Genomic DNA, 25,716 nt, shown 5'->3' on the forward strand with positions numbered 1-25,716 from the left:
TTGAGTAAAAACCTATATAAACCAATAGTCATATTTTTATTATCAAATACTTTGGTATTTGGTAATTTAATAAATGGTTTTTACTTTTCTAATAAATCAAACGCATCAAACCTAAACGGAAAAAATATCTATATAAATACAGATGAGAAATTGAGTACAAATACAAATGTAGTAGGTTCAAATGTAATAGCAGATGAGAATTTGTATATAAATACAAATAACCTAAATGTAAAAGCAAGCCAAGATAACTATACAAGTAAAAATGATAGCGAAAGTATAAATGGAAGTATAGCATTTACAATGTATGGAGGCGGAGGTGGAACCGCAGGATTAGGATATGGAAAAAGTAACTCTTCAAGTGATAGCTTTTTAAATAATAACTCTCAATTAAGTGGAAATAATGTAAATATAAATGTAAAAAATGATGCAGTGTTCCAAGGAGCAAATGTAAGAGCAAATGATACATTGAACTTAAATGTAGGAAATAACCTAGTATTAGAATCTTTAAGAGATGAATACTCTTCAAACTCAAAAGGGTTTAATGTAAACGCTGGAATAGGATTTGGAAGTGGAGGAAAAGAAGGACATAGAACACCAAGCCTTGATGTAGGAAAACAATCTTCGACAAACGCAGGATTTTCAGTAAATAATGGTGTTACTCAAAATAAACAAACAGTTTTAAGCTCCATAACAGGAGATAAGGTAAATGTAAATGTAGGAAATAATACGCACTTAAAAGGTTCAGTAATAGCAAGTGGAGACTATGATAAGAATGGAAACTTTGTAGATAATAAAAATCTAAACCTAACAACAAAAACATTGACAAGTGAAAATATCTATGATAAAGATAAAAATAAATCTTTTAACCTAAGTGTAGGTGTTGATAATTCAAAAAAAGAGGCACAAGGGAAAATGGAACTTGGATTAAATAGCTCAAATAAAGAGCAAATAAATTATGCAACAATAGGAGAAGGAACTATAACTACAAATAGTGATATAAAAGATGTAAATAGAGATGTAAATAAATCACAAGTTATCACAAAAGATGAGAGTAAAAATATAGATATATACCTAAGTAATACCTCAATAAATAAAGCATTAGACCCAAACCAAACAATAGCTAAATGGACACAAGATGCAAAAGATTTAGGATTGAATGTAAGAAATGAAATAATACAAAATCTTCCATCATCAATGAAACTAGATAAAGATGGAAATGGAAATATATTTGATAAAACAATAGGTAAAGCTTTAGATGCAACAACAGATTATGGGTTGGGAATAATACCAACAGTTGGAAATGCTGGTGGATATGTAACACAAATAGCTACTCAATTTTTTGGTGATAATAGAGGAATAATAAAAACAGCAAATAAACAAGATTTATTAAATATGGGAATAAATCCAGAAGATATATACCCAACCGAAGATGGAAAATATGTAACAGATCCGAATAAAACAGTTGTTATTCTAAAAGATGAAGAAGCAATAAAGAAAGAACAAAAATTAAGTGATTTTAATGATAGTAAAATATACTTAACTCAAGAACAAGCTAGTAAAATAACTCATATGTTTACAAATGGGATAATGAATGATACAAAAGATTCATTTGAAAACTCAAAAGAACAGACAGGAAATACAAGTGTAATATTTATAAATTATAATCAAACTCATGGACTCTTAGGAGATTTAATGGAAAGTGGACAAGATAAAATTTTTGTAAATACATTAGGACAAAGTTATTTGTTAACAGGAAGTGCAAGACAAACATCAGATTATTTGGTAAATTTGGCACAAGCAACAAATGGTAATCTAATAGTAGATGCGCATTCACAAGGTTCATTACTAACTTATGCAGCAATGTTAAATGCAAAATCTGATTTACAAAATATATTAAAAGATAAAAAAGATACAACATTAAAAGTAGGGTTTTATGGTTCTCCTGTAAATAGTGATGATTCATCAAGTTTAGTTAGACAACTATATTTAAATTCATCTGTGTACACAAATACTGATATAAAAGTATCAGATTACTTCCGTTCATCAGTAAATCCAGGAGATCCAGTAGGTTCAATTAGTATTTTTTTAGGTGGAAATGGAGCAGGGATAAATAGCTCAAGTAAGAGTGAAGGAGAGAGTTTTTATGTTTGGTTTGAAAGAGGAGCAAAAACAATGTTTAAAGGAAAAAATCCAGAAGATTTAAAAAACTCATCACCACACTCAGGATATGTTTGTGTAATAGGTTGTGGGGATAGTATGGTTACGCCAGATACTAAGTATTATATAAATTTGGATGGTAAAGAAATAAAACTAGAAAACTTTTATATAGAAAGAAACCTAAATAAAGACTTTGCAAAATATCCACAAAAAGGGAAATAAGATGAAAAGAATAGTATTAATATTTGGAATAGTTTTTTTATTTGTGGGGTGTGCCCCAAGAGTTTCACATACTTTTGAAAAAATAGATGCTAATAATCCAATAGTAAAACATGAACATTTTACAATTATGCAACCAACTCCAATAAAAGATGAGAAGTGGACAAGAATGAATTATTATGATAATTTAGTTTCTATATATACAGGACTGGATCACAAAAAAGATAGAAGTGTGTGGATAAATTATAGCCTCGAAATACAAACACGTTCAGGAGAGAATTATACATTTAAAGATAGTTTAATATTTGGAAAGACTATAACGGCAGGATATAAAGAGCAAATATTAGTTGAAAAAGAAGCTATGGAAAAGAGAAATAAAGAGTATTTAGAAAATAGATATTTAAATAATGAATATTGGAAGAAAAAAGGAATAATTTCTGCAAAATATTCAAATGTAAATAAATATTTAGCAATAGAAATAACTACTAAAACAAAATATATGGATGTAGATAAATATTTAAGAGAATATAAATTATATAGTTATTCAAAAACAGGTAAGTTAAAATATTATGAGATAATAATCTCGGTAGATATAGATAAAGCAAATGCAGATAATCCAGAATTGTTAGTTGAATACTCATTTGAAGATATGCTAAAAAGAAGTCAAAGAAGTTTAGATAGCTTTGTAGCTAGTGATGAAGATTTTCCAGAGGATGCTCCAAAATATCAATAAATTTATTATACGAGGAAAAAAGAGGAGCAAAAACAATGTTTAAAGGAAAAAATCCAGAAGATTTAAAAAACTCATCACCACACTCAGGATATGTATGTGTTATTGGTTGTGGAAATAGTAATAGCACGCCTACTATGTATTATTATTCTAATAAAAATGATGCAAGAGGAGAAACTAAACTTACAAATTATTATAGTACACAACTACCTCATGTTAATCAAAATTTATTACCATCATCTCAAATATCAAATAACCAAACATTAATAAATACAAAAGGAAAATAACAATGAAATATATATTTTTATTTATAATAGCTTTTATTTTAAATGGATGTTCACCAAAAAGTTTAGAAAACAGTGTAGAAAATCTATTTGTAGCCTCAAGTGGAAATAAACCACCAAGCTTTTTTAAAATAGCAAATGTAGAGACAATGAGAGATTATGTGTTTGATATGCCAGATTATACAATTGCTTTGCCAAGTGCAAAAGAAAAAGATTTTACTTTAATGAATGGTTGGGAAGGTGCAACTTCTTATAATAAAAATATGGGAATATATCTAGATAATTATGGTGTTTTGTATCATATTTATGTATCAACATTTATTTATAAATATAAAGAGAGAGCAGTAGAGTATAAAGATGAATCATATCTTAAAGCTAATATGAAAAATAGAATAAATAAAAAATATGATATAGAAGGAAATATTAATGTTCATTATGAAACACAAGGTAAAGAAAATTATATTTGTATCGTAAAAGAAACAAAAGATAATAGAAAGAATGAAATATCTAAAACTTATGATTGTCATCAGTTTAATAGAAAAAGAACAATGGCTAAAGGTGTAGTAATTACTTTAACATATAGCAAATCACCATATAGTGACTCTCCAAACTTTTCCAAAGAGACATTAGATTTAATAAAAGATTATACCTATGAAGATTTGCAAGAAAGAGCAAAAAGAATGCTTGATAGTTTGTATATAAAAGACGGTTGGGATGAATAAATTTAAAAAGGAAAGAAAATGAAAAAAACAATTACTTTAATATTATCAATGATATTAATCTTATCTGGATGTACAAGTAAGCTATGGAATTCAAAAGATGTGAAAAGAGTATCTTATTCTGAGACAATAGATGCTTTTATGATGAATCCACAGAATAAATCATTAATATTTATAGGAGAAAAATATCATTATATTTTTGAACCAAATGAGAAATTTGTATATTTATATGATAATAAAAATGAAAATATAATTTTTGATAGTAATAATAGAGTGTATGAAATAAGAGATAATAAAATTTATGCTTATTTCTCAATTTATATTTATACAAAAAATATGAAACAAGAAATTATCGATTGGGCTTTAAAGAATAATGGAAAATATGTTGAAAATAATGAGAAAATAAAAATGAGTATAACATTAGAAGGGACAAGATATTTATCTGATTTAAAAGTTAATCAAGTAGTAGAGAAATTGTCAATGAAACATAATATTAAAATAGATGTTATTGTAAAAGAAGATGAATACTCAACAGCTTCAAAAATAGCTTTAACTCCTTTAACAGTTACGGGAGACACCATTGTATTTGCTGGTGGAGTAGCAATTTTGGTTACTGCATTTGTAGTTTTATGTTTATCGAGTAATATTTTTGGAAATGCAAAAGGATGCAAAATTTAAGTATAAATCAAATACTAAATAAAAATCTATCTGATGAGGTAATATACTCAGAAATCAAAATTTAAAGGAAAGAATATGAAAATGAAAGTTTTAAGTTATATTGTTGTTGCTTTTTTAGTAACATTTTTTGTAGGGTGTGGCTCTATTTATAACTATAAAGTTGAACCAACTCCAATAAAAAAAGGTGAATCAAAGTTTGTAATAGAAGAGTTTAATCTAAAATTGACTCATGGGCATGGATATAATATAGAAAATAAAACTTTTAAAAATGAAGAAGAATTAAAAAGCTCTTTTGTTCAGTTTATTAATCAAAAATTAAAAGAGAAAAATCTGTTAGGTAGTGCTGAAAATAGTTATAAAGTAAAGATAAATATGAATTATGAAAGAAGATATAATTATGGAGGAAATGCTCTAAATAAACCTTATTTTTATTATTCTATTGATATTTTGGATAGTAATCAAAAATTATTAGTATCTTATAGTGTACCTTTATCAACAACAAAATATAGTTATGCAAAAGATATTGCTGTAAATTTAGAAATTGCAGCATTTCAATGGGATGCAGAAGATGAACCAATCGATATTGATATGATAGCTTTTGTAATAGTAAGAGAATTATCAGAAGTTGGAAAATAACATTTATTCATTCCCATCGTTTTGTTGGGAATGAAATAATATATAAAATAAATTTTAACTATTTTATAATAGTTACTGTTCCACTTAGAGGAATAATCTCTCTATCAATTTTCAAAAAAGCATTAACTTTTTTATCTTTAAGATTTAAAACAACATTTGCACCAAGCCCATCTGCTTCAACCCAAGATACAAAATACACATTTTCACCAAGCTTTTGCATTTTATATGCTTCATCAGATTCTCTACCTGTTTCTTCACCTTTGATAGCTTTCCAGTGAAGTACATCATCTGATTTATACTCTACACGATAACCTGCTGTTCCATAATCATATTCAAAGATTTTACCTACTAAACTTACTTCATCTTTTGTATTTGCTGTATTGTTGCATCCACTAAACCCTAAAAACATAACCATAATTGTGATAATACCTATCGACCATTTCATTTTAACTCCTTTATAAAACAATTCTTTTTATGAAAACATACAAAATATATAAAAAAACTATTGGCAATAAAATAGTTTGAAATATAAAAACTATAATCAAATCTATCATATATTCACTTGAGTTATCAACTGCATTTTTATACTCATCAATTTTCTTTTCATAAAAGCTTAAATCAAATTTTTCAGTTATTTTTCCAAAAAATGAACTCTCTTCTTTTTGTTCTATTGTATTTTGATTGATTTTACTTACATCATCTGTTACTTTTAAAATATTATCATTTAAAACTTCTATGTTGTATTCTGGTTTTATAAAATAGTTGTATGTAAAATCATTTACATAACTAATCATAGGAATAGAAAATCTCAAAAAGATAAAAATAAATGTAATTTTGAAAAAAAGAGTTCTTAGTTTATCATCATTTGTAAATCGTTTGAAAAGCCAAATATTAAAAATGATAATAAAAGCAAATAATATGTAGTTAAATATCTCATTTGTTACAAAATTTAGTAAAATTTTTTGAATACCAAGAGAAACCAAACTAGCAAGCATTATAAGAGAAAATTGCTCTACTAAGTCATTTATTGGGTCAAGTATTTGCCCAATAGCTACAACCACAAAAGGCAGATTTATTTCCGTTCCTTGAGCTAGAGAAATCACACCATTTAAAGCTTTTGCACTTCCAAATACAATAACAGCTTGTTTAAATGACTCATCAACCATCTTTTTCGCACTTTCATCGATAGTAAAAGAACTAGCAAGAAATAAAATAATCAAAGAAAAAAGTAGTAAAATAAGCTTGTTTATGTTGTTTAAAATAAATGTTTTCATAAAATAGATTATACAAAATAAAAGGAAAAAATATGCAAACGGTTGTGATATTGATGTATGTTGTTCTTTTTTTGATAGCTTTATTCTTAAGCTTTTCTAGTGTGAAGTATTTTATTACTATGTGGAAATTTAAAAATAGAAAAAAAGATGGAAGTGAAGATGATGATTTTAAAAGGTTTGATTAGATTCCATCTTTTTTGAAAATAAATAAAATTCTAATTATGTATCAGTTGAAACAAAGTCCCATTCATCATTGTGAGTCTCTTTTCCAATTAGCCAATTCAATGCCCAATGTCTTTCATAAACTACGCTAGAATTTAAATCTTCAGGTGCTTCTTCATTTTTTAATCGTGCATTTACACAAGCCCAATTATATCTATAAATCAAATCGGCTTCGTCTAGAATTTCGTGGATATTTCTTAATTTTGCTTCTTGTAGAAATTCGTTTAAATCTTTGCAAGAAATTACAACATTAATTGCATATTGACAATCACAAATATCAGATGGATATTCTAGTTCATCTACAAATCCTAATGCCCAAATAAGTACCCAATAAGCTTCATATTTCCAAGCCATATTTATCGCTTCTTGTTGTGTTGGTACTCCATCGAAAATTACTTTTTCAGCTTCAGTTAGTTCATTTTCTACACTGTATATCTTTAATCTTTCTTTGAAAGCTTGACGTGAATGTTCAACTTCACTATTTGTGTTTATATCACAAGCAACTTGTATTGCCATTAGACAAGCAAGTGCTCGACGGGCAATCTCTTCTATAGTTCTTGGTTTAATATCAAATGAGCTTTCAATTCGTGGTAAGTGTTCAATATAAGGAATATTTGATTTTTTTAGTATATCAATAGATTGTTGTTTTCTATTTTCACTTTCCATAATAGCTTCAATATTATCTTTTTGTTTAGATTCTCCACGATGTATTTTTAAGTTATTTTCTTCATTAAAATTTTTATTATCCATTGATAACCTCTGTTAAATAGTAAGTTCTCTATTGTACCAAATAATTATTTTGAAGCAATTTAAATTAAATTAACACTAAATGATAGATTACAATAAACAAATGACAAAATAAGTTTTTTTAGATATAATCAAAAACACTTAAATATAGATTTTAGAAGAGAAAACTTGAAATTAGAAATTACAGATAAAATAAAACAACTAGAAATAGAAGATATAAAAGAAAATCTTTTTCATTACTCTTATGATAATAAAAGTTTAAAAGCTTTAGTAAAAAACAACACTTCAAAAGATGATATTTCATATATAACTGCATATAGCAGTTTTATTGGAGAGATTTATGAAAATATCATTTATGAGTTATTACTAAAGTATGTTTTAACTCAAGATGAAATTACAAGGTTTGTATTAAAAGGACCATATCAAGCTAAAGAAAACCACTTTATAAAAAGTGGACTTTTAATAGATAGTAGTTCACAAATAGTATATAAATCAGCGTACAAAGATATAAGCGAATTTGACGCACTGTTTTTTACAAAAGATAGTTTATATTTTGTAGAGATGAGCACATCGAAAAAAACAGCAAGTTTAAATAAAAGATTAGTTAAAAAGTATGCTTTGCTTAAGATGATTTTTCCAACTTTAAATATTAAAGCTTTGATAGTTGTAACACAAGGTTCAGTTGGACTTAAAAACTTTCCACCTTATGCAACTATTTGGGTTACAAAAGATTTGGAAGATAAAGAACTAATAGAAAAAATCATTTTTGCAAAAAAAGTAAAAAATGATGTTCAAACTTTAGAAGTTCCAAAAAATGATAAATATATTGAAGCTTATAAAATAAAATATAAAAAATTCCCATATTTTCCTACTTTAGAATGGATATTAAATACTTCAAGACAAAATCCCAGATTTGTGGTTGATTTGAGATTCTTTTCATCAGCAAAAATGTCTTTATATTTTGATATATACACAAAATTATATATTGGATATACAACAAGTGAAGAGTTCAAAGTTTTATATGAAGAGTTTGATTTAGAAGCAAGGTCAAATAGGATTATTGTGACTTTAGAAAAAGTAAATCAAACACAAATTGATATAGTTTATTATGTAAAAGAGACAAATGATAAATTAAAAAGAGTAAGACTTCAAGAAAATGAAGTTTCTATAAAAGATAAAGAACTTGATGGATTTACAAATGCAGAAGTTAGATTTTTTATGAAAATTTTAGAAGAAAAACATCATTTAACAGTTGATAATATAAAACATATATTAAAGCATATTTCTCTTATTAAATAAAATAGTGTATTTATTTTAAGATAAAGGAGTTATTTTGGAAAACTTAAAAAATGATACAAATTTCGCAAAAGCATTCTACTTTTTTGCTTTTATGTTTTTGGTGATTTACTCTTTTAACAGTTTAAGTAGTATTTTAACTCCTATTGCAATAGCGTTTTTTATTTGGTTTTTGATAAATGCTTTAGCAAATGAGATAAAAAAGATTCCTTTTATAAAACAAAAGATATTAAATATAATTGCAATTCCTTTGTCTTTATTTATAATCATCTATTTTATGATTAAAGTTGGAGCATTTATAACTTCAAGTATGATAGAGTTGAGTTCTATTGTTTCTCAACTTGATTCAAAAATAAATATAGTTATTGAAAAAATATCAATAATGACTTCTATTGATTTAAAAGATCCATTAGAAAAGTTTTTTCAAGAGTTTAATTTATCAAGTGCTTTAAATAAAATTTTTACAGCTTTTAGTTCGATTTTTAGTAACTTAGTACAAATATTTTTATATGTGTTATTTTTACTTATTGACCAACAGTTTTTTAATCAAAAACTAAATGCACTTTTTAGTAAAGAGGAAAATAGACAAAAAGCAGAACATATCTTAACTTCTGTTTCAAAAGGTGTTAGAACTTATATTTTAATTACAACAATAGTGAGTTTAGTAACAGGATTTTTAACTTTTATAATTTGTCAATATTTCTCTTTGCAAGGTGCTATATTATGGGGGTTTATTGCTTTTATTTTAAATTTTATTCCAACTATTGGAAGTATAATTGCAGTTTTAATCCCTACAATATTTGCTTTAATTCAATTTACAGATTATTCTGATATAGTAGGATTATTTACAGCTTTAGTTATTATCCAATTTGTAGTAGGAAATATAATTTATCCAAAACTTATGGGAAATAAATTAAATATATCTCAATTTGTAGTGATTTTATCTTTAGTTATTTGGGGAGCAATGTGGGGAACAATTGGTATGTTCTTAGCTGTTCCAATAATGATGATTTTACTAATTATTCTTTCTCAATTTGAAAGTACAAAAACTTTGGCTATTTTACTATCAGAAGATGGAAAAATATTTGATAAAAAAGAAGATATTTTAAAAAAGTTATTATAAAATATCGTAATATTATAGGGAAACAAAATAATGGTAATTAGACTTTTCGCATTAGTAGTTATAATTTTTGTAGCAATTTATCAGTTGGATAAGTTTATGAATTCAGATAAATACAAATATTTAGATGAATATGCAAAAGTATCAGCAAAGCTTCAAAGTGGTGATATTATCTTTAGAAAAAAAGATGATGATGTTCTTGATAAATCTTTTAGTGTTGATAATTTAGGTTATTCTCAAGTAGGAATAGTTGTAACAAGTGGTGATAATGCCGTTGTTTTTTATCTAAAAAGTGATGAAAATCATAGTTTTCTTCAAGCTCAAAAAGTCGAAGATTTTGTAAAGTCTTCAAAAAAAATAGCTGTTTATAAATACTTTACTGATGTTGATAAAAATCTTATTTTGGCTATTCTTGAATTTTATAAAAATAACCATGATAAGCTATATAATACAGAATTTATTAATGAAGTTTTTTTTAAACTACATGGTGAAAATTTATATACAGATTTACAAAATATAGATAATAAAGAGATTATTACAGTAGATAGTATAGTCAAAAATATTAAATTGAAAAAAAGATATGAGATCAATTTTTAAGGAAAAATATGAAAAATTTTATAAAAATAACTTTTTTAAGTCTAGTAAGTTTAATTCTTTTTAGCGGTTGTTTTGAAGAAACAGCAGCTGATGCAACTGAAAACTTTTTTTATTCTGTAAAAGAGGGTAATGTAGAGGATTATCATAAATATTCTACAGAATCAACTCAAGATATTATGAATATATCTTTTGCAAAATGTACTAAAGATTTATCAGATTGTATGAAAGATAGTTTTCAAAAGTTTACAAAATTTAAAGTTGTAGATAGTTTAGAAATTGATCCAACAACAACAGTTGTAACAGTAGAAGAATACACTACCGATGGAAAGATTATAAGAGAAAAAATTCATGTAAGTAAAATAGAAGAGCAATGGAAAGTAAATTTAAGTCTAAAGTCTTTTTATAGCAGATAAAAAGAGAATCTCTTTTTATTGCTCCTGCCATAAAAGTGCAAGTTTTGTATTATAAATATCACTTCTTTTTGGTTTTATAAATATCTCTTCAATAGGAAAATTTGAACTTTGATTTGCTAAGTTGATTTTTTCAATTTCATTTTCAAGTAGTGTTTTTAAAGCCTCTTTTTGTTGTTGAAGTTCTAATATTTCATTTTCAACTTGTTTTACATCATTTCTTTCTTTTAGTATTTTTGAAGCACCTTTTGCACTAGTTGCAACTTTTCCAATGTTTGTTTTATTGATAACTGAGTTTCCAAAAAAAGCTCCTAAAAGAGAAGTTCCTATTGAAATAATCGTATCTGTTGTAGTCGATGTTGCTTGAATTTCTTCCTTTTGCAATTTTTCATAAAGTTTTGAAAGTTTAGCTTCAATAGAATCATTTTCTTTTACAAATTTTATTTTTAGTTTTTCTACTTCAAAGTCTATTTTTTCATTTAGTCTATCTTGAAGTCTGATTTTAAAGTCATTTAAACTCTCAGTTTGTTTTGAAGTTATTTTCAAAAATTCATTTTTGTATAGAGTTAATTTTGAACTTCTATAAATATAATCCATAAAATCTTTTTCTATTACTTTTAAATCTTTCTCTTTTTGTACAAAACTAGGTAGCTCATAATAAAAAGAATTTGGTTTCTCTTTTTCTTCAAAAGAGTTATTTCCTAGTTCTTCTTTTTCTTCAAAATCGATATTTTTCATATTTTCATCTAAATATATTTTATATGATATTTTTTCTTCAAAATCAATATTTTTTGGTGCATCAATATAATGAACATCACAAGAACAAATCAAATAAGGTTGTAAATAATAAGCACTATTTTGTGAACTATATAGGTATTTTTCAGTTAAATTAGAAGTTATTATAGGTTTTGGAATACCTTTTTCTATATTTATTTGTGTTGTTTGGTTTTCATTTTCTATTTTTTGAGTTGGAATATTTTGTTTTTTCTTTTCACTCATAAGTTTTTTTATGCCATCTTTTGAAATTGGACCTTTTAGATAAGATAAAGCCCATCTTGTCTCAAATATTTTAATTCCATCTTCATTTATATTTTTAAGAATAAAGTTTCTTTTTTCTAAATTTGATATTAGATTCATAACTTCATCTTTATTTAGATTTCCTTCATTTGCACTACTTAAACCATCTATTACTTTTTCTTTATCTTGTTTTGTTTGAAGTCTTCCTATAAACCAAGTTCCAATATTTGCTAAACCTTTGTAGTCTATATCAACTGGATTTTGAGTAGATAAAATAATCCCAATTCCAAAACTTCTAGCTTGTTTTAAAAGTGTTAACATCGGTTGTTTTGATGGTGGATTTGAGTTTGGTGGAAAATATCCAAAAATCTCATCCATATAAAGTAGGGCTTTTAGTGAAGTTGTTCCCTCTTGTCTTCTCATCCAAGAAACCATTTGATTTAATAATAGTGAAACAAAAAACATTCGTTGAGAATCATTTAGATGAGCTATTGAGAAAATAGAAACTTTTGCTTTTCCTGTTTCATCATAAAGTAGATTTGAAATATCTAAAGTTTCACCTTCAATCCAAGTTTTAAAAGATGGATTTGCAATAATATTATTTAATTTTAAAGCAAGTTTGAGTCTTTCACTTTGAGCAAAAAATGTTTCTAAATCAAAAACTCCAATTTTTGAAAAAGGAGGAGTAACAATCAATGTAATTAACTCTTCTAAAGTTAAATCTTTGTTTTCTTTAAAATAGTTCATAAAAATTGAAGAGATTAAAATAGACTCTTTTGAAGTAGTATCACTTTTTTCTTCAATCAAAGATAAGATTGAAGAAACAGTCGAGTTTACCAAAGAAACTAGTAAATCATTATCTTCAATAACTTCTTTATTTGGAGCTTTAAATGATGATAAAATTGATATTTGAACTCCCGCATCACTTCCTGGTGTATAAATAGTAAAATCAGCGCAATTTTTTAGTTTTTCTATTCTACTTGCATTTTGAAAATCACGTTCTAATCCATTTTTCCATAAATTTGCAGTATTTTGTGCAAACTCTTTTACTGATAAACCATTATTTGAAGCATCTTGTTCTTCTATCCAAGGCTCAAAATCACTTCCTTGTAAAGAAGGAAATGTTAAAAGTAGGTTTGTCATATCACCTTTTGGGTCAATTATAATTGATGGAATATTATCAATTGCTGCTTCTTCAAGTAGTGAAATTCCAAGACCAGTTTTTCCACTTCCAGTCATTCCTATAATTGCCGCATGAGTTAATAAATCTTTGTTTTTATAAACTAAAGGAACAAAATTATCATCAATTTTCTCTTTTCCGATATAAAAAAGTTTTAATTTTTCATAATCAAAAGTACTATTCATAACAAACCTTTATTATTTGATGGGCTTATTATAATATATATTTGTTAATAATAAATTTTATTTGTAAAAATTATTTTTTTGTAGTATAATTCCTCAAATAATCTAATATTAAGAAAGGAGAGCTTAATTATGGAATATGGAATGGTGTCTAAACTAAGTCAGTTTACTGACAATAAGGCTTTAGAAGTTCAAAAAGTGCAAACGTCATCTCAGTCAGCCGAGATAAAAAATAGACAAAATTTGGAAAGCATTCAAGAAAAATCGATAGAAAAATCAAAAGAAAGTTCAAATGCCAGCCAAGTACAAAATCAAAAATCAGCGACATCACAAAAGTATGAAGTTCTCTTAACAAATACTAATTTTGGATATAACGTAAACTCAAGAGATTTTTTTGTAAAAGTTGAAAGAGGAAAAGTTGAAAATCAGTATCCAACAGAGCAGATGATGAAGATTAAGGCTTATATACAAAATCTACAACAAAGCTGAGTGTAGTAAAAAAGGTTGAAATTTATATATTTCAACCTTTTTTTATTTTAATTATTTATCTCTTTATCCAAATAGTATCCAGTGTAAGAACCAGATTTTTTGTGATTTTTTGCTAAAAACTCAGGTGTTCCAATATCAACAACTTTTCCACCTTTACTTCCACCTTCAGGTCCAATATCAATAACCCAATCAGAATTTTTGATAACATCAAGGTTATGTTCAATCACAAGTACAGAATTTCCAAGTTCAACTAAATGATGTAAAACTTTTGTCAATCTATCAACATCAGCAAAGTGAAGTCCAGTTGTAGGTTCATCTAAAACATATAAAGTATTTCCTGTATCTTTTTTACTTAATTCTTTACTTAGTTTTATTCTTTGTGCTTCACCACCTGAAAGTGTAATAGCATTTTGTCCTAAAGTGATATATCCAAGTCCAACATCACTTAAAGTTTGTAGCTTTGCATAAAGTTTAGGAACTTTTGCAAAAAATTCTAAAGCTTCATCCACACTCATATTTAAAACATCAGAGATATTTTTACCTCGATACATTATCTCTAAAGTTTGAGCATTATATCTATGCCCTTGACAAGCATCACATTTCACCATAATATCAGGTAAGAAGTGCATTTCAATTTTTATTTCACCTTCTCCTTGACATTTTTCACAACGTCCGCCTTTTACGTTAAAAGAGAATCTTCCAATTTTATAACCTCTAAGCATTGCTTCTTTTGTTTTAGCAAACAGATCTCTAATATCATCCATAAGTCCAGTATAAGTTGCTGGATTACTTCGTGGAGTTCTTCCTATTGGGCTTTGGTCAAGATAGATTACTTTATCAAGTTTTTCTAAACCTTCAATCTCAACACCATCTACTTTTTTTACTTTTTTAGCTCTATTTAAAAGCTCTTTTGCAACTGGAAGTAGAGTTTGTAAAATTAAAGATGACTTTCCACTTCCACTAACTCCTGTTATTGAAACAAGATTTTTAAGTGGAATTTGAACATCAAGATTTTTTATATTATTTATGTTTACATTTTTTATCTCTATAAATTCTTCTTGAGGTCTGTTGTGAACATAATCGATTTTTTTTGCTCCAGTTACATATTGAGCTGTTAAAGTTTTTGCTTTATTCATCTGTTTTAATGTTCCAGCAAATACAATTTCCCCTCCAAATTTACCTGCTTTTGGTCCAATATCAACAATAAAATCTGCTGCTTGAATAGTCTCTTTATCGTGTTCAACAACTATTACAGTGTTTCCTTTTTCTTGTAAGGCTCTTAAAGTTTTGATTAGTTTGTTTGTATCTCTTTCGTGAAGTCCAATAGATGGTTCATCAAGGACATACATAACTCCAGTTAGACCTGAACCAATTTGCGAAGCAACTCTTATTCTTTGAGCTTCTCCACCACTTATAGTTCGTGCATCTCTTCCTAAAGTTATATATCCAAGTCCTACATCATATAAAAAGTAGATTCTTTCACGAATTTCTTTTAAAATAGGTGTTGCAATCATCCTATTTTGTTCGTTTAAATATGCAAAGTTTTTCTCATCTTGGAAAAATGCGTGTGCATCTTCAATAGGAATATTTAAAATATCAGGAATTGTTCTATTTGCTACAAAAACGCTCAAAGATGATGGTTTAAGACGATTTCCATTACAAGTATCACATCTCTTTTCAGTCATGTATTCACTCATCTCTTTTTCATCTTTTATCATATCGTATGCAAGTTTTATAATACCATCCCATTTTCTTGATAATTTATGTTTTTTCCAAAAGAATGTAACTTCATCAACAGTTCCATGTAAAATAGCTTTTTTTTGATGTTCTTCTAAGTCACCAAAAGGAATTTTTATATTTATATCATTTTGTTCACAAAAGGCAATCAGCATTTTAAAATAAAAGCCTTTGTTAAATCCATAGATGATTTTGATAGCTCCATCTTCGATAGTTAAATCTTCATCTATTACTTTTTTCATATCAAGTGTATATCGAATACCTAATCCATCACACGCAGGACAAGCACCTTTTGGCGAGTTAAATGAAAATGATAAAGGTTCAAGAGGTTCAAAAGAGATTTTACAGTCAAAACAAGCCATATGTTCAGAGTAGTGGATTAATTTTTCAGTTCCAACTTCTTCAAAGTTTGCTATTTCAACTTCAAGTTCTCCAAAACTCTCTTTTAGACCTTTTTCAACATCTTGAGCAATTCTATCTTTGTTTTCTTCTTTTACTGTAACTCTATCTATTACTACTTTGATTGTGTGCATTTGTGTTTTTGCTAGTTCAATATCTTCATCAAGTCTAACCATAACACCATCAATCATTGCTCTTACATAACCTTTATTTCTAAGGCTTTCTAAAAGGTCAGCAAATGTTCCTTTTTTTCTATTTACTAAAGGAGCAAGAATTACTATTTTTGACTCTTCAGGAAGTGTTAGAACTTGATTTATAACATCACTAGCACTCATTTGAGAGATAGGTTTTCCACATTGATGGCAATGTTGTTTTCCAATTCTTGCAAATAAAAGTCTAAAATAGTCGTAAACTTCAGTTATTGTTCCAACTGTTGAACGAGGATTTTTTGATGTTGTTTTTTGATCAATGGCAATTGCAGGAGTTAAACCTTCTATTCTTTCAACATCAGGTTTTCCAACCTTATCTAAAAATTGTCTCGCATAAGATGATAAAGACTCGATATATCTTCTTTGTCCTTCTGCATAAAGTGTATCAAAAGCTAGTGTTGATTTTCCACTTCCACTAAGTCCTGTAAAAACTATAAGTTGATTTTTTGGAATTTCAAGATTTATATTTTTTAAATTATTCTCTTTAGCATTAAAAATTTTTATTGTATCGTTCATATTTTGCCTTTAAAATTTTGAAGCTGATATTATAAGATAGATATATATAATTGTCTATTAATAACTATTTTAAATTATAAAAAAACAAAATCTAAAATGTCTTAGATTTTGTATTCTTGTGTTCTAATTCGTCTTTGAATTTCTCTTTTTATAGTGTTTGCAGCATATTTTTTATTTCCACCATGAATACTTGTTATTATTTGTGAGTCACATTTTTCACAAATAAAATCTGTTTTTGCAAGATCATTATATGTTATATTACAAGAACTATCATCATATATCAGGATTGAGTCACATTTTGGACAATAACATTGTAGATCAACTATATCATCTTTTCTCCATTTCCATCTCCAAGTTGCATCATAGATAGAATCTTTTACATATTTCGTATATTCTTCTTTTTTATTATTTGTAAATAACAATAAAAATTTTATTACACTAATAAAAGCTAAGATGCAGATAATTAATAACAACCATATAGGAAGTGGATATGAAGTCAATAATACATCATAAATCCAAATAGTACTAGTGTAAATTACTACAAATGAATAAACTACATACTCTTGTGTTTGAGGAATAAAGAATAAAATAACTACACTTACAATAAGTGAAAGAATTAAAATAAGGCTTGTTTTTACTTTTGAATTTTCTATTTGAGCACCTTTTTTAGGTTGAATTTTTTTGGAATTATATAGTATAGAGACTAAAATTTAGGAGAAAAAAAGTAAATTTTTTAGTGAAATTAATTTTTTAAAAAAGAGAGTAAATCATAAAATAAATAAAAATATGAATGAACATTCATAAAATGTTGAAATTTTATACAATTTTATACTAAATTCTGAATATTTTTTTATATAATCATTTAATAATTTATAAAGTAACTAATTTGTAATTTTATTAATTTAAAATAAGAAAATTCTAAGGAGTTTGGAATGGTTGCACAAAAAGAAACAGTATTAGATGATTATGCATTTTTAGTTAGTGAAACAGATAGGAATGGTGTTATATTATTTGCAAATAGTGATTTTTGTAAAATCGCAGAATATAATATAAATGAGTTAATAGGACAACCACACAGTATTGTAAGGCATCCAGATATGCCAAAAGTTGCTTTTCAAGATTTATGGGATACTGTAAAAAGTGGTAAAGTATGGACAGGATATGTAAAAAATGCTACAAAATCTGGTGGATTTTATTGGGTTTTTGCAACAGTTTATCCTTTTGTTACTCAAAATGGAGAAAGTGGTTACTTATCTTGTAGAAGAAAAGCTTCAAATCAAGAAATTGCTAAAGCAGAAGAGTTATATAAAACTTGGATGGAAGAGGAAAAGAGAGTTAGTTAAAGTGTAATATAACTTAAAACTCTAGAAATTCCTAGAGTTTTAAAATTATTAATAACCAGCGGCTAAACCATCACTACGAGGATCAGTTGCTGCACTTATGACACCAGTATCTTGATTAATTGATATAGCTCCTGCATGACCCATTGTATCTGTATATTCATCTAGGACTTCAATAGGCTGTCCTTTGTCTTTTAATGTTTGTACAACATCTTGTGAAATACGTCCTTCTAATTTTAATGAATTAGACTCTGAACCCCAAGTACGACCATATAACCAACGAGGTGCTGCAACTGCATCTTGAACACTCATTCCATAGTCAATTACACGTGTTGCAATTGCTGCTTGTGTTTGTGGTTGACCTTCTCCTCCCATTGTTCCATAAATTAATATTGGTTGATTATTTTTGTCTAACATCATTGCCGCATTTAAAGTGTGGAAAGTTCGTTTCTTAGGTTCTAAGTGATTAATATTATTAGGATTAAGAGAGAAAAAACTTCCACGGTTTTGTAAAAGAACACCTGTTCCTTTTGCTACAATTGCAGAACCAAAATCCCAATAAATACTTTGAATAAGAGATACTGCATTACCATCTTTGTCTATTACTCCAAGCCAAATAGTATCACCTTTTGGTTCAAGTGGAGGATTTTTTCCTGCTGTTTTATTCATATCAATTCTTTCTGATTGATCTTTACCATGCTGTTCAGAAAGTAAAAAATCCAATGGAATTGGTGAAAAAGTGGGATCAGTTAAATATTTATCTCTATCGATAAAAGCTTCTTTTGTTGCTTCTGTCATTAAATGATAATAATCAGCAGAACCCTCAGGAATTGAACTTAAATCAAAATTATTTAATATATTTAGAATTTCAAGTGAAGCCATACCTTGAGTATTAGGTGGTAAATTATAAGCTGTATATTGACGATATTTAATTGAAAGAGGGTCAACCCAGTCTGCAGTATGTTGTTTAAAATCATTTAAAGTTAATACTCCTCCATTTTCTTTTAAATCTTTAACAATTGCTTTAGCTATCGAACCTTCATAAAATTCTTTAGCTCCTTTGTTTGCAATAAGTTTTAAAGTTTTAGATAAATCAGGTTGTTTTAATATCTCGCCAACTTGATAAGGTGAACCATCTTCTTTAAGATAAACGTGTTTAAACTCATCAAAACGTTGTAAATTTCGAGTAATAGAATCTTTAGTATCTGTATTAATTGCTTGCCATCTAGCTAAAGAAGGTGTAACAGCAAAACCTTCTGATGCATATAAGATAGATTTATTAAATAGTTCTTTCCAAGGTAAACCTTTATTTGTCATAGATTTTGATGCATATTTATACGCTTCATCCCAACCAGATACAATTCCTGGTACAGTATTAGCAGATAGATAACCACGATTTGGAATTTTGTCATAACCTTTTGATTTATAAAAATCAATACTAACATTTTCTCCTGCTCTACCACTTGCATTTAGTGCTTTTACTTCTTTAGTTTTTGCATTATAAATTAACCAAAAATTATCACCACCTATTGTGTTCATTTGAGGATAAACAACAGCTAACGTTGATGCTGCAGAAATCGCGGCATCAACAGCATTTCCACCTTTTTGCAAAGTTTCTATTGCAGCTTGTGTTGCTAAATAGTTTGGAGTAGTTACAGCGGCATGAGTAACCATTGGATCAAGACAAGCTGATGCCGTGTTACAATATTTGCCTGGAGGTGTTTCAGCATAAATTGATGTAACAAAACTACCTAATAGTAATGTTGAAAGTGCTAATTTTGAAAACAATTCTTTTTTTTCTAGTTTCATTTTAACTTCTTTTTATAGTTATTTTAAATTAAATAACATTTTAATTTAATAAATAATGGTAACAAAAAATATAAATGCAAATTATAAAATATTGTTTATTCAATATACAATTTTTTTAATATTATAAGAAAAATTATTAAACAAAAAATGATAAATATTATGTATAAAAAACATTCTTTTAAATTAAAAGAATGTTTTATAAATTGTTACAGTTAAAACTAGAAGGTTTAGAAGTAAAACATATTTTTTATATGAAGTTGATTTTACTCTGTCTTTTACTTTGATTCCAAAATAAACTCCAATAAGTGACCCAACACCAACCATTGCTCCTTCTAAATAAAGCATATTTCCAAAAATTGAAGTTGAAATAAATCCACCAATAGATGAGAAAATTACAAAAAATAGTCCTAAAGCCGTTGCAACTTTTAAGTCATATTTTAAAAATCCAACTAAAATAGGAAGAAGTAATAAAGAACCACCAATCCCAATACTCATAGCCATAACTCCAACAAACATACCAATAAGAAGTAAAACTAAAAAGCTTTTGTCATCTTGTTCGATAGTTTGTGAAGCAGGGGCTTTAAATATTGTATAAACTGTATAAAGTAAAGAAGCTATAAAAAGATATTGTAAATATATATCTGGAACAGCAGGTAGAAAGTATCCACTTACCATCCCTCCAATACTTGCTCCAACTCCTAAAATAGTTCCATCTCTTAAAAGACCTTTAGTTTTTTTTGCATTTATGATTGAACCGTAAATTGATGAGAAAACCATTTGCATAATAGAAATTGCAACAGCTTCTTTCATCATAAATCCATAAACTAAAAGCATGGGAATTAAGATGCTTCCACCTCCAATTCCAAAAAAACCAGAAGTAAATCCAGTAATTAACCCTAAAATAACTAATGTATAATCCAAAATCAGGCCTTTTTAGTAGAGTTTAAAGTCTCTATAAAAGAGTTGTACTCTTTTTCAAGTTTTGCATCTTTTTCACTTACATCGATCCCATCTTGTTCTTTTAGTGCTACTTCAAGAATAGAGATTCTTTCTATTAGATATTTAAACATCTCTTTATTGATATCTGGTAGTTCATTATGTGCAAGTTTACAAATCTTTTTATCTTTTCTAATAATTCTTGCAGGAACTCCAACTGCAGTTGAGTTATCAGGAACATCAACAACAACAACAGAGTTTGCCCCAATTTTTGAGTTTTGCCCAATTGTGATATTTCCTAAGATTTTTGCACCACTTCCAATAACTACATTTGATTTAATAGTAGGGTGTCGTTTACCTTTATCAAGACTTACTCCACCTAAAGTTACACCTTGATAAATCAAAACATCATCTTCAACAATAGTAGTAGATCCTATAACAACACCAATAGCATGGTCAATAAAAACTCTTCTTCCAATAGTTGCTGCTGGATGAATATCTGTTTTTGTACAAATAGAGCAAATACCAGTTAGCATTCTTGCTAGTTTTTTGAACCCTTTTTTATATAATCTATTTGCAATTCTATGATTTATTATTGCCCAAACTCCAGGATAGTTAAAAAATATCTCAAAGTTTGAATCAAATGCAGGGTCATTTAGTTTTGGAACATTAAAATCTTCTTTTATTTGTTGCCATAAAGTTAATTCTTTTTTATTCGTCATAATAGCTCCAAATAGTTTTTAAATAACTATTTTGATTTAAATATTTTTCTAATTCTGTATATATCTTAGGCGCCAAATTTTTGTTTAAAATCGCCTTTATTTCATCTGTATCATAATCTATATCTTCAAGAATATCGATAATCTTTTGTGATTCTAAAATCTTTTCAAGATGAACTTCTCCATCTTTAAATACAACATTTACTTCTGTTGGATGTGAGAAAAGATTATGTTTCATTCCTAAAGTATCTTGATATGCTCCAACATTGAAAAATCCTAAGAAATAATCCTCTTTATTTAGATTTACATCATGTAAATATAGAGGTTTTTTCATATCAAAAGGAATTTCTCCATCACTATCACAAGTAATATCCCATAATGAAGCACTTCTTGTTGGTTTTTTGTCCAAATGAGTTATTGGCATGATAGGAAACTCTTGATTTATTCCCCAATAATCAGGCAATGATTGGAATAATGAAAAGTTTAATAGATATTTTTCTTGAATATTTTTATCAAATTTTTTAAGTTCTTCATAATCATCAATTTGAAGTAATGAAATAGCTTTTTTTATAATTTGATGAGTTAAAATTTCAGCGTTTGACCTATCTTGTAAATCAATATAACCTAAATCAAATAGAGTTAAAAGTGATTCCATGTGATCAATACTATCGTGCATAAACTCATAAGCTGTTTTTTTAGTCATATCTTTAAATAAATCATGTAATTCTTGAATTAAAGGAGGATTTTTATCTTTAAATTTTAAATGACTTAATTCATATTCTGCTGAAAATAGTTCAAGAACAGGAGTTATAAGTACAGTCGAAGCTGCACTTATAAATCTTCCAGATTCTGTAAATATATTTGGTTCATCAACACCTTTTTGTTTAGCAATCTCTTTTAAAGTAAAGACAACATCATTTGCAAACTCCGAAAGAGAGTAGAATCTTGTTCTTTCATAAGCACTATATTCTACTGCTAATCCTCCACCAATGTTTATTGATGATAGATTAATCGCTCCTAAGTTTTTAAGTTCTGCATAAATATGACCAGATTCTCTTAAAGCTTTTTTTAGTGGTTTAATAGAGTTCATAGCTGAACCAATATGGAAATGAATCATAGTTAAATAGTCAACTAAATCATTCTCTTCCATAAGTTCATAAGCTTCTAAAATTTCAGTAGAAGTTAATCCAAATTTAGAATTTATTCCTCCACTTTTTGCCCATAAACCACTTCCTCCACTATGAAGTCTTACTCTTAATCCAATATTTGGAGATTCTAGTTTTGATTCATTTAAAACTTCAATTATCATCTCTAGTTCATTTAAACCTTCAATAATAATAGTGATATTATGTCCCATACTTTTTGCAATAAAACATAAATGAATCATCTCTTTATCTTTAAATCCATTTATTGTAATTGGACTTCCTAAATTATTGTAAGTCATAGCTATGATTAATTCAGCTTTACTTCCAGCTTCTAATCCATAATTGTATTTTTTACCAGCACTTGTAAGTGGATGAACAAAGTTTGGTAATTGATTAACTTTTAGAGGAAAAACAGCATTAAATTTTCCTTTATAATCATACTCTTTGATACTTGAATTAAATGTGGTATAAAGTGTCTTTATCTGCTTTTTTGTAATATGTGGAAATCTAAGAAGTAAAGGACCTTTAAATCCTTGTTTTCTTATTTTTTTCACAATTGAAATAATTGAAGGTTTGCAATCATGATTTATTTTTGCAACACCATCTTCAATAAAAAAGTTACCATCACTCCAGATATCTATACCATATTTACTATTCACTTAAAATTCCTCTAACTTTTTGTTTATTTGCTCTTGAGTTTTTATATTTTTTATATAAATTGTTCCACTATTAAGCTCATTTTCCCCAATTAGTGCAACAATATTTGCTCCTAGCTTTTCAGCTATTCCAAAATGTTTTCCAAAGCTTCGTGGCGCGTATTCTACTAAAGTTTTTGTTGTTTTTCTCTTTTTTATTGCAGTTTTTATTACTGTATTTAAAGATTTTTCATCAAGTGCACCAAGATAAACTATATCTTCTTCTACTTTTGGCATTTTTATTAATTCTAATAATCTTTCAATACCAATAGCAAATCCAATTCCAGCTGTTGATTTTCCACCTAAAAACTCAACCAATCTATCATATCTTCCACCACCAGCTATTGCGCTTTGAGCACCAATTTCATTACTTACAAACTCAAAAGCCGTTTTATTATAGTAGTCAAGTCCTCTTACTAAATTTGAATCAATTTCATAAGAAATATTATTAAAATCTAAAATCTCTTTTAATTTCTCAAAATCATCATTACAAGAATTACATAAATTATTTGTAATTTTTGGAGCATTTACTAATAATGATTGACATTTTTCATTTTTACAGTCTAAAACTCTGATTGGATTTGTCAAAATTCTTCTATTACAGTCTTCACAAAGTTCATCTTTAAAAGATGTTAAATGTTTTACTAGGTTCTCTTTATATGGAGGCATACACTCTTTACAACCAAGTGAGTTTAATTTTAAAATAAAACCTATACCAAAGAAGTCTAAAATCTCTTTTATCATAATAATTATATTTGCATCTTCGTAAACTGAATCTATTCCAAATACTTCACAACCAAATTGGTGAAACTCTCTTAATCTTCCTTTTTGTGGTCTTTCATATCTGAACATTGGACCATAATAGTACCATTTATAGTTTCCACCAGCACGATCAAGTTTTTTTTCTACAAAGTGTCTTACAACTCCTGCTGTTCCTTCTGGTCGTAAACAAACATCATTTTCACCTTTATCTATGAATTGATACATCTCTTTATTTACGATATCGCTACTTTCTCCTACACTTCTTTTAAATAAAGCTGTCTCTTCTAAAAGTGGAGTTTCAAGATATGAAAATCCATAATTTTTAGCAATTTTTGAAGCATTTTCAATAAAATAAGTAAATAAAGTGCTCTCTTCATTTACTATATCTTTCATACCTCTTAAACTTTGAATAGTTTTTGTACTCTTTTGTTCACTATTTGACATTTAAAAAATCCTCTATTGTTTTTGCTATATCTTCTATTTTTAAACTTGCATCTATAAAAATATGATTAACATTTAATTTTTTTATTGTTTCTTTCATTCTATTTTGAATATTTATTAAATAATCAATTCCTCTTAATTCTATTGAATCATTTGCTTTTTGCGAAAGTCTAAATTTAAGCTCTTCAGGTGTTAATTCAAGTAAAATTATATGTGTTGGTAAAATATTTGAAGTTGCTATTAAATTTAATTCTATTAATTTATCTATTTCAAATTGATTTGCATAAGCAATTCCAGAAACCACCGATCTATCAGAAATAACCAAACTATTTTTATTTGGTTTTATAACTTCTTCAATATGTTCAGCTCGATCAGCTAAAAATAAAAACATTTCTGCAATACTTGATTTTGCTTCACCACCAAGTGCCATCGCTCTTAATTTTATACCTAAAGCTGTTCCCCCTGGCTCTTTTGTAAAAATTGCATTTGGAAACGTCTTTTCTAAGATATTTAATTGAGTTGATTTTCCAGCAGTATCAATTCCCTCGATACTTACATACATTGCACAACTCTTGCAGGAACCAAATGCTCAAATTTACCATTAAATCTTATGATTTCTCTTACTATTGTTGAACTTACAAAGGCATTTTCTAATGTTGGCATAAGATATAAAGTTTCCAATTTTTTGTTTATTGATGAATTTGCATATCCCATTTGTAACTCAAATTCAAAATCAGAAACAGCTCTTAATCCTCTAATAATTGTATTAATTTCTAAAGAAGCTGCCAAATCAACAAGTAAAGTATCAAAACCTAAAACTTTAACACCTTCTAAATGAGAAGTTGCAGCTTCTACAAATTCTACTCTTTGTTCATGTGAAAACATAGGTTTTTTTAATTCACTTTTTGCAACAGCAATAACTACTTCATCAAAAATATTTGTTGCTCTTTTTATAATATCTAAATGACCATTTGTAATTGGATCAAAAGTACCACTATAAATAGCTTTTTTATATGAGCCAATATTTGTATTTATCTCTTTTGACATAATT

General features: G+C 27.2%; 26 protein-coding genes. 13 read left to right on the forward strand and 13 right to left on the reverse strand.

Annotated features, from left to right (window positions below):
- From CKV87_RS04725 to CKV87_RS04750, 6 genes are all read left to right on the forward strand, one after another.
- Window positions 1-2,379, forward strand: a complete 2,379-nt coding sequence (locus CKV87_RS04725; RefSeq protein ID WP_012012666.1) for a hemagglutinin repeat-containing protein — start codon at window positions 1-3, stop codon at window positions 2,377-2,379.
- A 1-nt stretch (window position 2,380) separates the two neighbouring features.
- Window positions 2,381-3,109, forward strand: a complete 729-nt coding sequence (locus CKV87_RS04730; protein WP_012012667.1) for a hypothetical protein — start codon at window positions 2,381-2,383, stop codon at window positions 3,107-3,109.
- A gap of 35 nt (window positions 3,110-3,144) precedes the next feature.
- Window positions 3,145-3,393 (forward strand): hypothetical protein, encoded by a 249-nt coding sequence (locus CKV87_RS04735; protein WP_012012668.1) that lies wholly within the window; start codon window positions 3,145-3,147, stop codon window positions 3,391-3,393.
- A 2-nt stretch (window positions 3,394-3,395) separates the two neighbouring features.
- Entirely contained in the window at window positions 3,396-4,112 is a 717-nt protein-coding gene (locus CKV87_RS04740; protein WP_012012669.1) for a hypothetical protein, read from the forward strand.
- Window positions 4,113-4,130: 18 nt separating this feature from the next.
- Entirely contained in the window at window positions 4,131-4,787 is a 657-nt protein-coding gene (locus CKV87_RS04745) for a hypothetical protein (protein ID WP_012012670.1), read from the forward strand.
- 75 nt (window positions 4,788-4,862) lie between these two features.
- On the forward strand, window positions 4,863-5,423 hold the full coding sequence (locus CKV87_RS04750; RefSeq protein WP_012012671.1) for a hypothetical protein: 561 nt from the start codon (window positions 4,863-4,865) through the stop codon (window positions 5,421-5,423).
- Between the two features lie 58 nt (window positions 5,424-5,481).
- Here the strand turns inward: CKV87_RS04750 and CKV87_RS04755 are convergent, their stop codons facing one another.
- Both CKV87_RS04755 and CKV87_RS04760 read right to left on the reverse strand, forming a co-directional pair.
- The gene (locus CKV87_RS04755) at window positions 5,482-5,868 is read right to left on the reverse strand and encodes a phenolic acid decarboxylase (protein ID WP_012012672.1); all 387 of its coding nucleotides are present in this window, start codon (window positions 5,866-5,868) and stop codon (window positions 5,482-5,484) included.
- A gap of 10 nt (window positions 5,869-5,878) precedes the next feature.
- On the reverse strand, window positions 5,879-6,697 hold the full coding sequence (locus CKV87_RS04760; protein WP_012012673.1) for a hypothetical protein: 819 nt from the start codon (window positions 6,695-6,697) through the stop codon (window positions 5,879-5,881).
- A 32-nt stretch (window positions 6,698-6,729) separates the two neighbouring features.
- Between CKV87_RS04760 and CKV87_RS11695 the strand changes: the two genes are divergently transcribed.
- The gene (locus tag CKV87_RS11695; RefSeq protein WP_014468592.1) at window positions 6,730-6,882 is read left to right on the forward strand and encodes a hypothetical protein; all 153 of its coding nucleotides are present in this window, start codon (window positions 6,730-6,732) and stop codon (window positions 6,880-6,882) included.
- Window positions 6,883-6,916: 34 nt separating this feature from the next.
- Here CKV87_RS11695 and CKV87_RS04765 read toward each other — a convergent pair whose 3' ends face one another.
- Complete coding sequence (locus CKV87_RS04765; protein WP_012012674.1) at window positions 6,917-7,669, reverse strand: DUF4272 domain-containing protein; 753 nt, start codon at window positions 7,667-7,669, stop codon at window positions 6,917-6,919.
- A 165-nt stretch (window positions 7,670-7,834) separates the two neighbouring features.
- Here CKV87_RS04765 and CKV87_RS04770 point away from each other — a divergent pair, with 165 nt between their 5' ends.
- The 4 genes from CKV87_RS04770 to CKV87_RS04785 are packed head-to-tail and all read left to right on the forward strand — an operon-like array spanning window position 7,835 to window position 11,092.
- Complete coding sequence (locus tag CKV87_RS04770; RefSeq protein WP_012012675.1) at window positions 7,835-8,965, forward strand: hypothetical protein; 1,131 nt, start codon at window positions 7,835-7,837, stop codon at window positions 8,963-8,965.
- Window positions 8,966-8,999: 34 nt separating this feature from the next.
- Complete coding sequence (locus CKV87_RS04775; RefSeq protein ID WP_012012676.1) at window positions 9,000-10,085, forward strand: AI-2E family transporter; 1,086 nt, start codon at window positions 9,000-9,002, stop codon at window positions 10,083-10,085.
- 30 nt (window positions 10,086-10,115) lie between these two features.
- Window positions 10,116-10,679, forward strand: a complete 564-nt coding sequence (locus tag CKV87_RS04780; RefSeq protein WP_012012677.1) for a YiiX/YebB-like N1pC/P60 family cysteine hydrolase — start codon at window positions 10,116-10,118, stop codon at window positions 10,677-10,679.
- An 8-nt stretch (window positions 10,680-10,687) separates the two neighbouring features.
- On the forward strand, window positions 10,688-11,092 hold the full coding sequence (locus tag CKV87_RS04785; protein WP_012012678.1) for a DUF4878 domain-containing protein: 405 nt from the start codon (window positions 10,688-10,690) through the stop codon (window positions 11,090-11,092).
- 15 nt (window positions 11,093-11,107) lie between these two features.
- On the opposite strand, the gene CKV87_RS04790 is transcribed toward CKV87_RS04785, so the two are convergent.
- Window positions 11,108-13,471: an ATP-binding protein gene (locus CKV87_RS04790; RefSeq protein ID WP_012012679.1), complete on the reverse strand. Its 2,364-nt coding sequence runs from the start codon at window positions 13,469-13,471 to the stop codon at window positions 11,108-11,110.
- 141 nt (window positions 13,472-13,612) lie between these two features.
- Between CKV87_RS04790 and CKV87_RS04795 the strand changes: the two genes are divergently transcribed.
- Window positions 13,613-13,957: a hypothetical protein gene (locus CKV87_RS04795; protein WP_228126928.1), complete on the forward strand. Its 345-nt coding sequence runs from the start codon at window positions 13,613-13,615 to the stop codon at window positions 13,955-13,957.
- A gap of 47 nt (window positions 13,958-14,004) precedes the next feature.
- Here the strand turns inward: CKV87_RS04795 and uvrA are convergent, their stop codons facing one another.
- Complete coding sequence (gene uvrA / locus CKV87_RS04800; protein WP_012012681.1) at window positions 14,005-16,818, reverse strand: excinuclease ABC subunit UvrA; 2,814 nt, start codon at window positions 16,816-16,818, stop codon at window positions 14,005-14,007.
- A 101-nt stretch (window positions 16,819-16,919) separates the two neighbouring features.
- Window positions 16,920-17,240 (reverse strand): hypothetical protein, encoded by a 321-nt coding sequence (locus CKV87_RS04805; protein ID WP_228126929.1) that lies wholly within the window; start codon window positions 17,238-17,240, stop codon window positions 16,920-16,922.
- A gap of 510 nt (window positions 17,241-17,750) precedes the next feature.
- On the opposite strand from CKV87_RS04805, the gene CKV87_RS04810 reads away from it, so the two are divergent.
- On the forward strand, window positions 17,751-18,161 hold the full coding sequence (locus CKV87_RS04810) for a PAS domain-containing protein (protein ID WP_012012683.1): 411 nt from the start codon (window positions 17,751-17,753) through the stop codon (window positions 18,159-18,161).
- A gap of 48 nt (window positions 18,162-18,209) precedes the next feature.
- On the opposite strand, the gene ggt is transcribed toward CKV87_RS04810, so the two are convergent.
- The 7 genes from ggt to coaD all read right to left on the reverse strand — a co-directional run bounded on the left by ggt (window position 18,210) and on the right by coaD (window position 25,712).
- Entirely contained in the window at window positions 18,210-19,967 is a 1,758-nt protein-coding gene (ggt, locus tag CKV87_RS04815; RefSeq protein WP_012012684.1) for a gamma-glutamyltransferase, read from the reverse strand.
- Between the two features lie 183 nt (window positions 19,968-20,150).
- The gene (locus CKV87_RS04820) at window positions 20,151-20,888 is read right to left on the reverse strand and encodes a sulfite exporter TauE/SafE family protein (protein WP_004509147.1); all 738 of its coding nucleotides are present in this window, start codon (window positions 20,886-20,888) and stop codon (window positions 20,151-20,153) included.
- A 2-nt stretch (window positions 20,889-20,890) separates the two neighbouring features.
- Complete coding sequence (cysE, locus tag CKV87_RS04825) at window positions 20,891-21,625, reverse strand: serine O-acetyltransferase (protein ID WP_004509148.1); 735 nt, start codon at window positions 21,623-21,625, stop codon at window positions 20,891-20,893.
- Complete coding sequence (speA, locus tag CKV87_RS04830) at window positions 21,615-23,426, reverse strand: biosynthetic arginine decarboxylase (RefSeq protein WP_012012686.1); 1,812 nt, start codon at window positions 23,424-23,426, stop codon at window positions 21,615-21,617. The genes cysE and speA overlap by 11 nt, the downstream gene beginning before the upstream one ends.
- On the reverse strand, window positions 23,427-24,668 hold the full coding sequence (hisS, locus tag CKV87_RS04835; RefSeq protein WP_012012687.1) for a histidine--tRNA ligase: 1,242 nt from the start codon (window positions 24,666-24,668) through the stop codon (window positions 23,427-23,429).
- Window positions 24,658-25,227 carry a dTMP kinase gene (gene tmk / locus CKV87_RS04840; protein ID WP_012012688.1) on the reverse strand — a complete coding sequence of 190 codons (570 nt, stop codon included), beginning with the start codon at window positions 25,225-25,227 and terminating at the stop codon, window positions 24,658-24,660. The genes hisS and tmk overlap by 11 nt, the downstream gene beginning before the upstream one ends.
- A complete protein-coding gene (gene coaD, locus CKV87_RS04845; RefSeq protein WP_012012689.1) occupies window positions 25,218-25,712 on the reverse strand; it encodes a pantetheine-phosphate adenylyltransferase in 495 nt (164 codons plus the stop codon). Before coaD ends, tmk begins: the two co-directional genes overlap by 10 nt.
- Between the last annotated feature and the right edge of the window lie 4 nt (window positions 25,713-25,716).

This window comes from Aliarcobacter butzleri, assembly GCF_900187115.1.
Classification (GTDB): Bacteria; Campylobacterota; Campylobacteria; order Campylobacterales; family Arcobacteraceae; genus Aliarcobacter; species Aliarcobacter butzleri.

What these genes read in the sequence shown, in the direction of transcription:
- CKV87_RS04730 (WP_012012667.1), top strand. Translation starts at nt 2,381, where the DNA reads ATGAAAAGAATAGTATTAATATTTGGAATAGTTTTTTTATTTGTGGGG.
- CKV87_RS04735 (WP_012012668.1), top strand. Translation starts at nt 3,145, where the DNA reads ATGTTTAAAGGAAAAAATCCAGAAGATTTAAAAAACTCATCACCACAC.
- CKV87_RS04740 (WP_012012669.1), top strand. Translation starts at nt 3,396, where the DNA reads ATGAAATATATATTTTTATTTATAATAGCTTTTATTTTAAATGGATGT.
- CKV87_RS04745 (WP_012012670.1), top strand. Translation starts at nt 4,131, where the DNA reads ATGAAAAAAACAATTACTTTAATATTATCAATGATATTAATCTTATCT.
- CKV87_RS04750 (WP_012012671.1), top strand. Translation starts at nt 4,863, where the DNA reads ATGAAAATGAAAGTTTTAAGTTATATTGTTGTTGCTTTTTTAGTAACA.
- CKV87_RS04755 (WP_012012672.1), bottom strand. Translation starts at nt 5,868, where the DNA reads ATGAAATGGTCGATAGGTATTATCACAATTATGGTTATGTTTTTAGGG.
- CKV87_RS04760 (WP_012012673.1), bottom strand. Translation starts at nt 6,697, where the DNA reads ATGAAAACATTTATTTTAAACAACATAAACAAGCTTATTTTACTACTT.
- CKV87_RS11695 (WP_014468592.1), top strand. Translation starts at nt 6,730, where the DNA reads ATGCAAACGGTTGTGATATTGATGTATGTTGTTCTTTTTTTGATAGCT.
- CKV87_RS04765 (WP_012012674.1), bottom strand. Translation starts at nt 7,669, where the DNA reads ATGGATAATAAAAATTTTAATGAAGAAAATAACTTAAAAATACATCGT.
- CKV87_RS04780 (WP_012012677.1), top strand. Translation starts at nt 10,116, where the DNA reads ATGGTAATTAGACTTTTCGCATTAGTAGTTATAATTTTTGTAGCAATT.
- CKV87_RS04785 (WP_012012678.1), top strand. Translation starts at nt 10,688, where the DNA reads ATGAAAAATTTTATAAAAATAACTTTTTTAAGTCTAGTAAGTTTAATT.
- CKV87_RS04790 (WP_012012679.1), bottom strand. Translation starts at nt 13,471, where the DNA reads ATGAATAGTACTTTTGATTATGAAAAATTAAAACTTTTTTATATCGGA.
- CKV87_RS04795 (WP_228126928.1), top strand. Translation starts at nt 13,613, where the DNA reads ATGGTGTCTAAACTAAGTCAGTTTACTGACAATAAGGCTTTAGAAGTT.
- uvrA (WP_012012681.1), bottom strand. Translation starts at nt 16,818, where the DNA reads ATGAACGATACAATAAAAATTTTTAATGCTAAAGAGAATAATTTAAAA.
- CKV87_RS04810 (WP_012012683.1), top strand. Translation starts at nt 17,751, where the DNA reads ATGGTTGCACAAAAAGAAACAGTATTAGATGATTATGCATTTTTAGTT.
- ggt (WP_012012684.1), bottom strand. Translation starts at nt 19,967, where the DNA reads ATGAAACTAGAAAAAAAAGAATTGTTTTCAAAATTAGCACTTTCAACA.
- cysE (WP_004509148.1), bottom strand. Translation starts at nt 21,625, where the DNA reads ATGACGAATAAAAAAGAATTAACTTTATGGCAACAAATAAAAGAAGAT.
- hisS (WP_012012687.1), bottom strand. Translation starts at nt 24,668, where the DNA reads ATGTCAAATAGTGAACAAAAGAGTACAAAAACTATTCAAAGTTTAAGA.
- tmk (WP_012012688.1), bottom strand. Translation starts at nt 25,227, where the DNA reads ATGTATGTAAGTATCGAGGGAATTGATACTGCTGGAAAATCAACTCAA.
- coaD (WP_012012689.1), bottom strand. Translation starts at nt 25,712, where the DNA reads ATGTCAAAAGAGATAAATACAAATATTGGCTCATATAAAAAAGCTATT.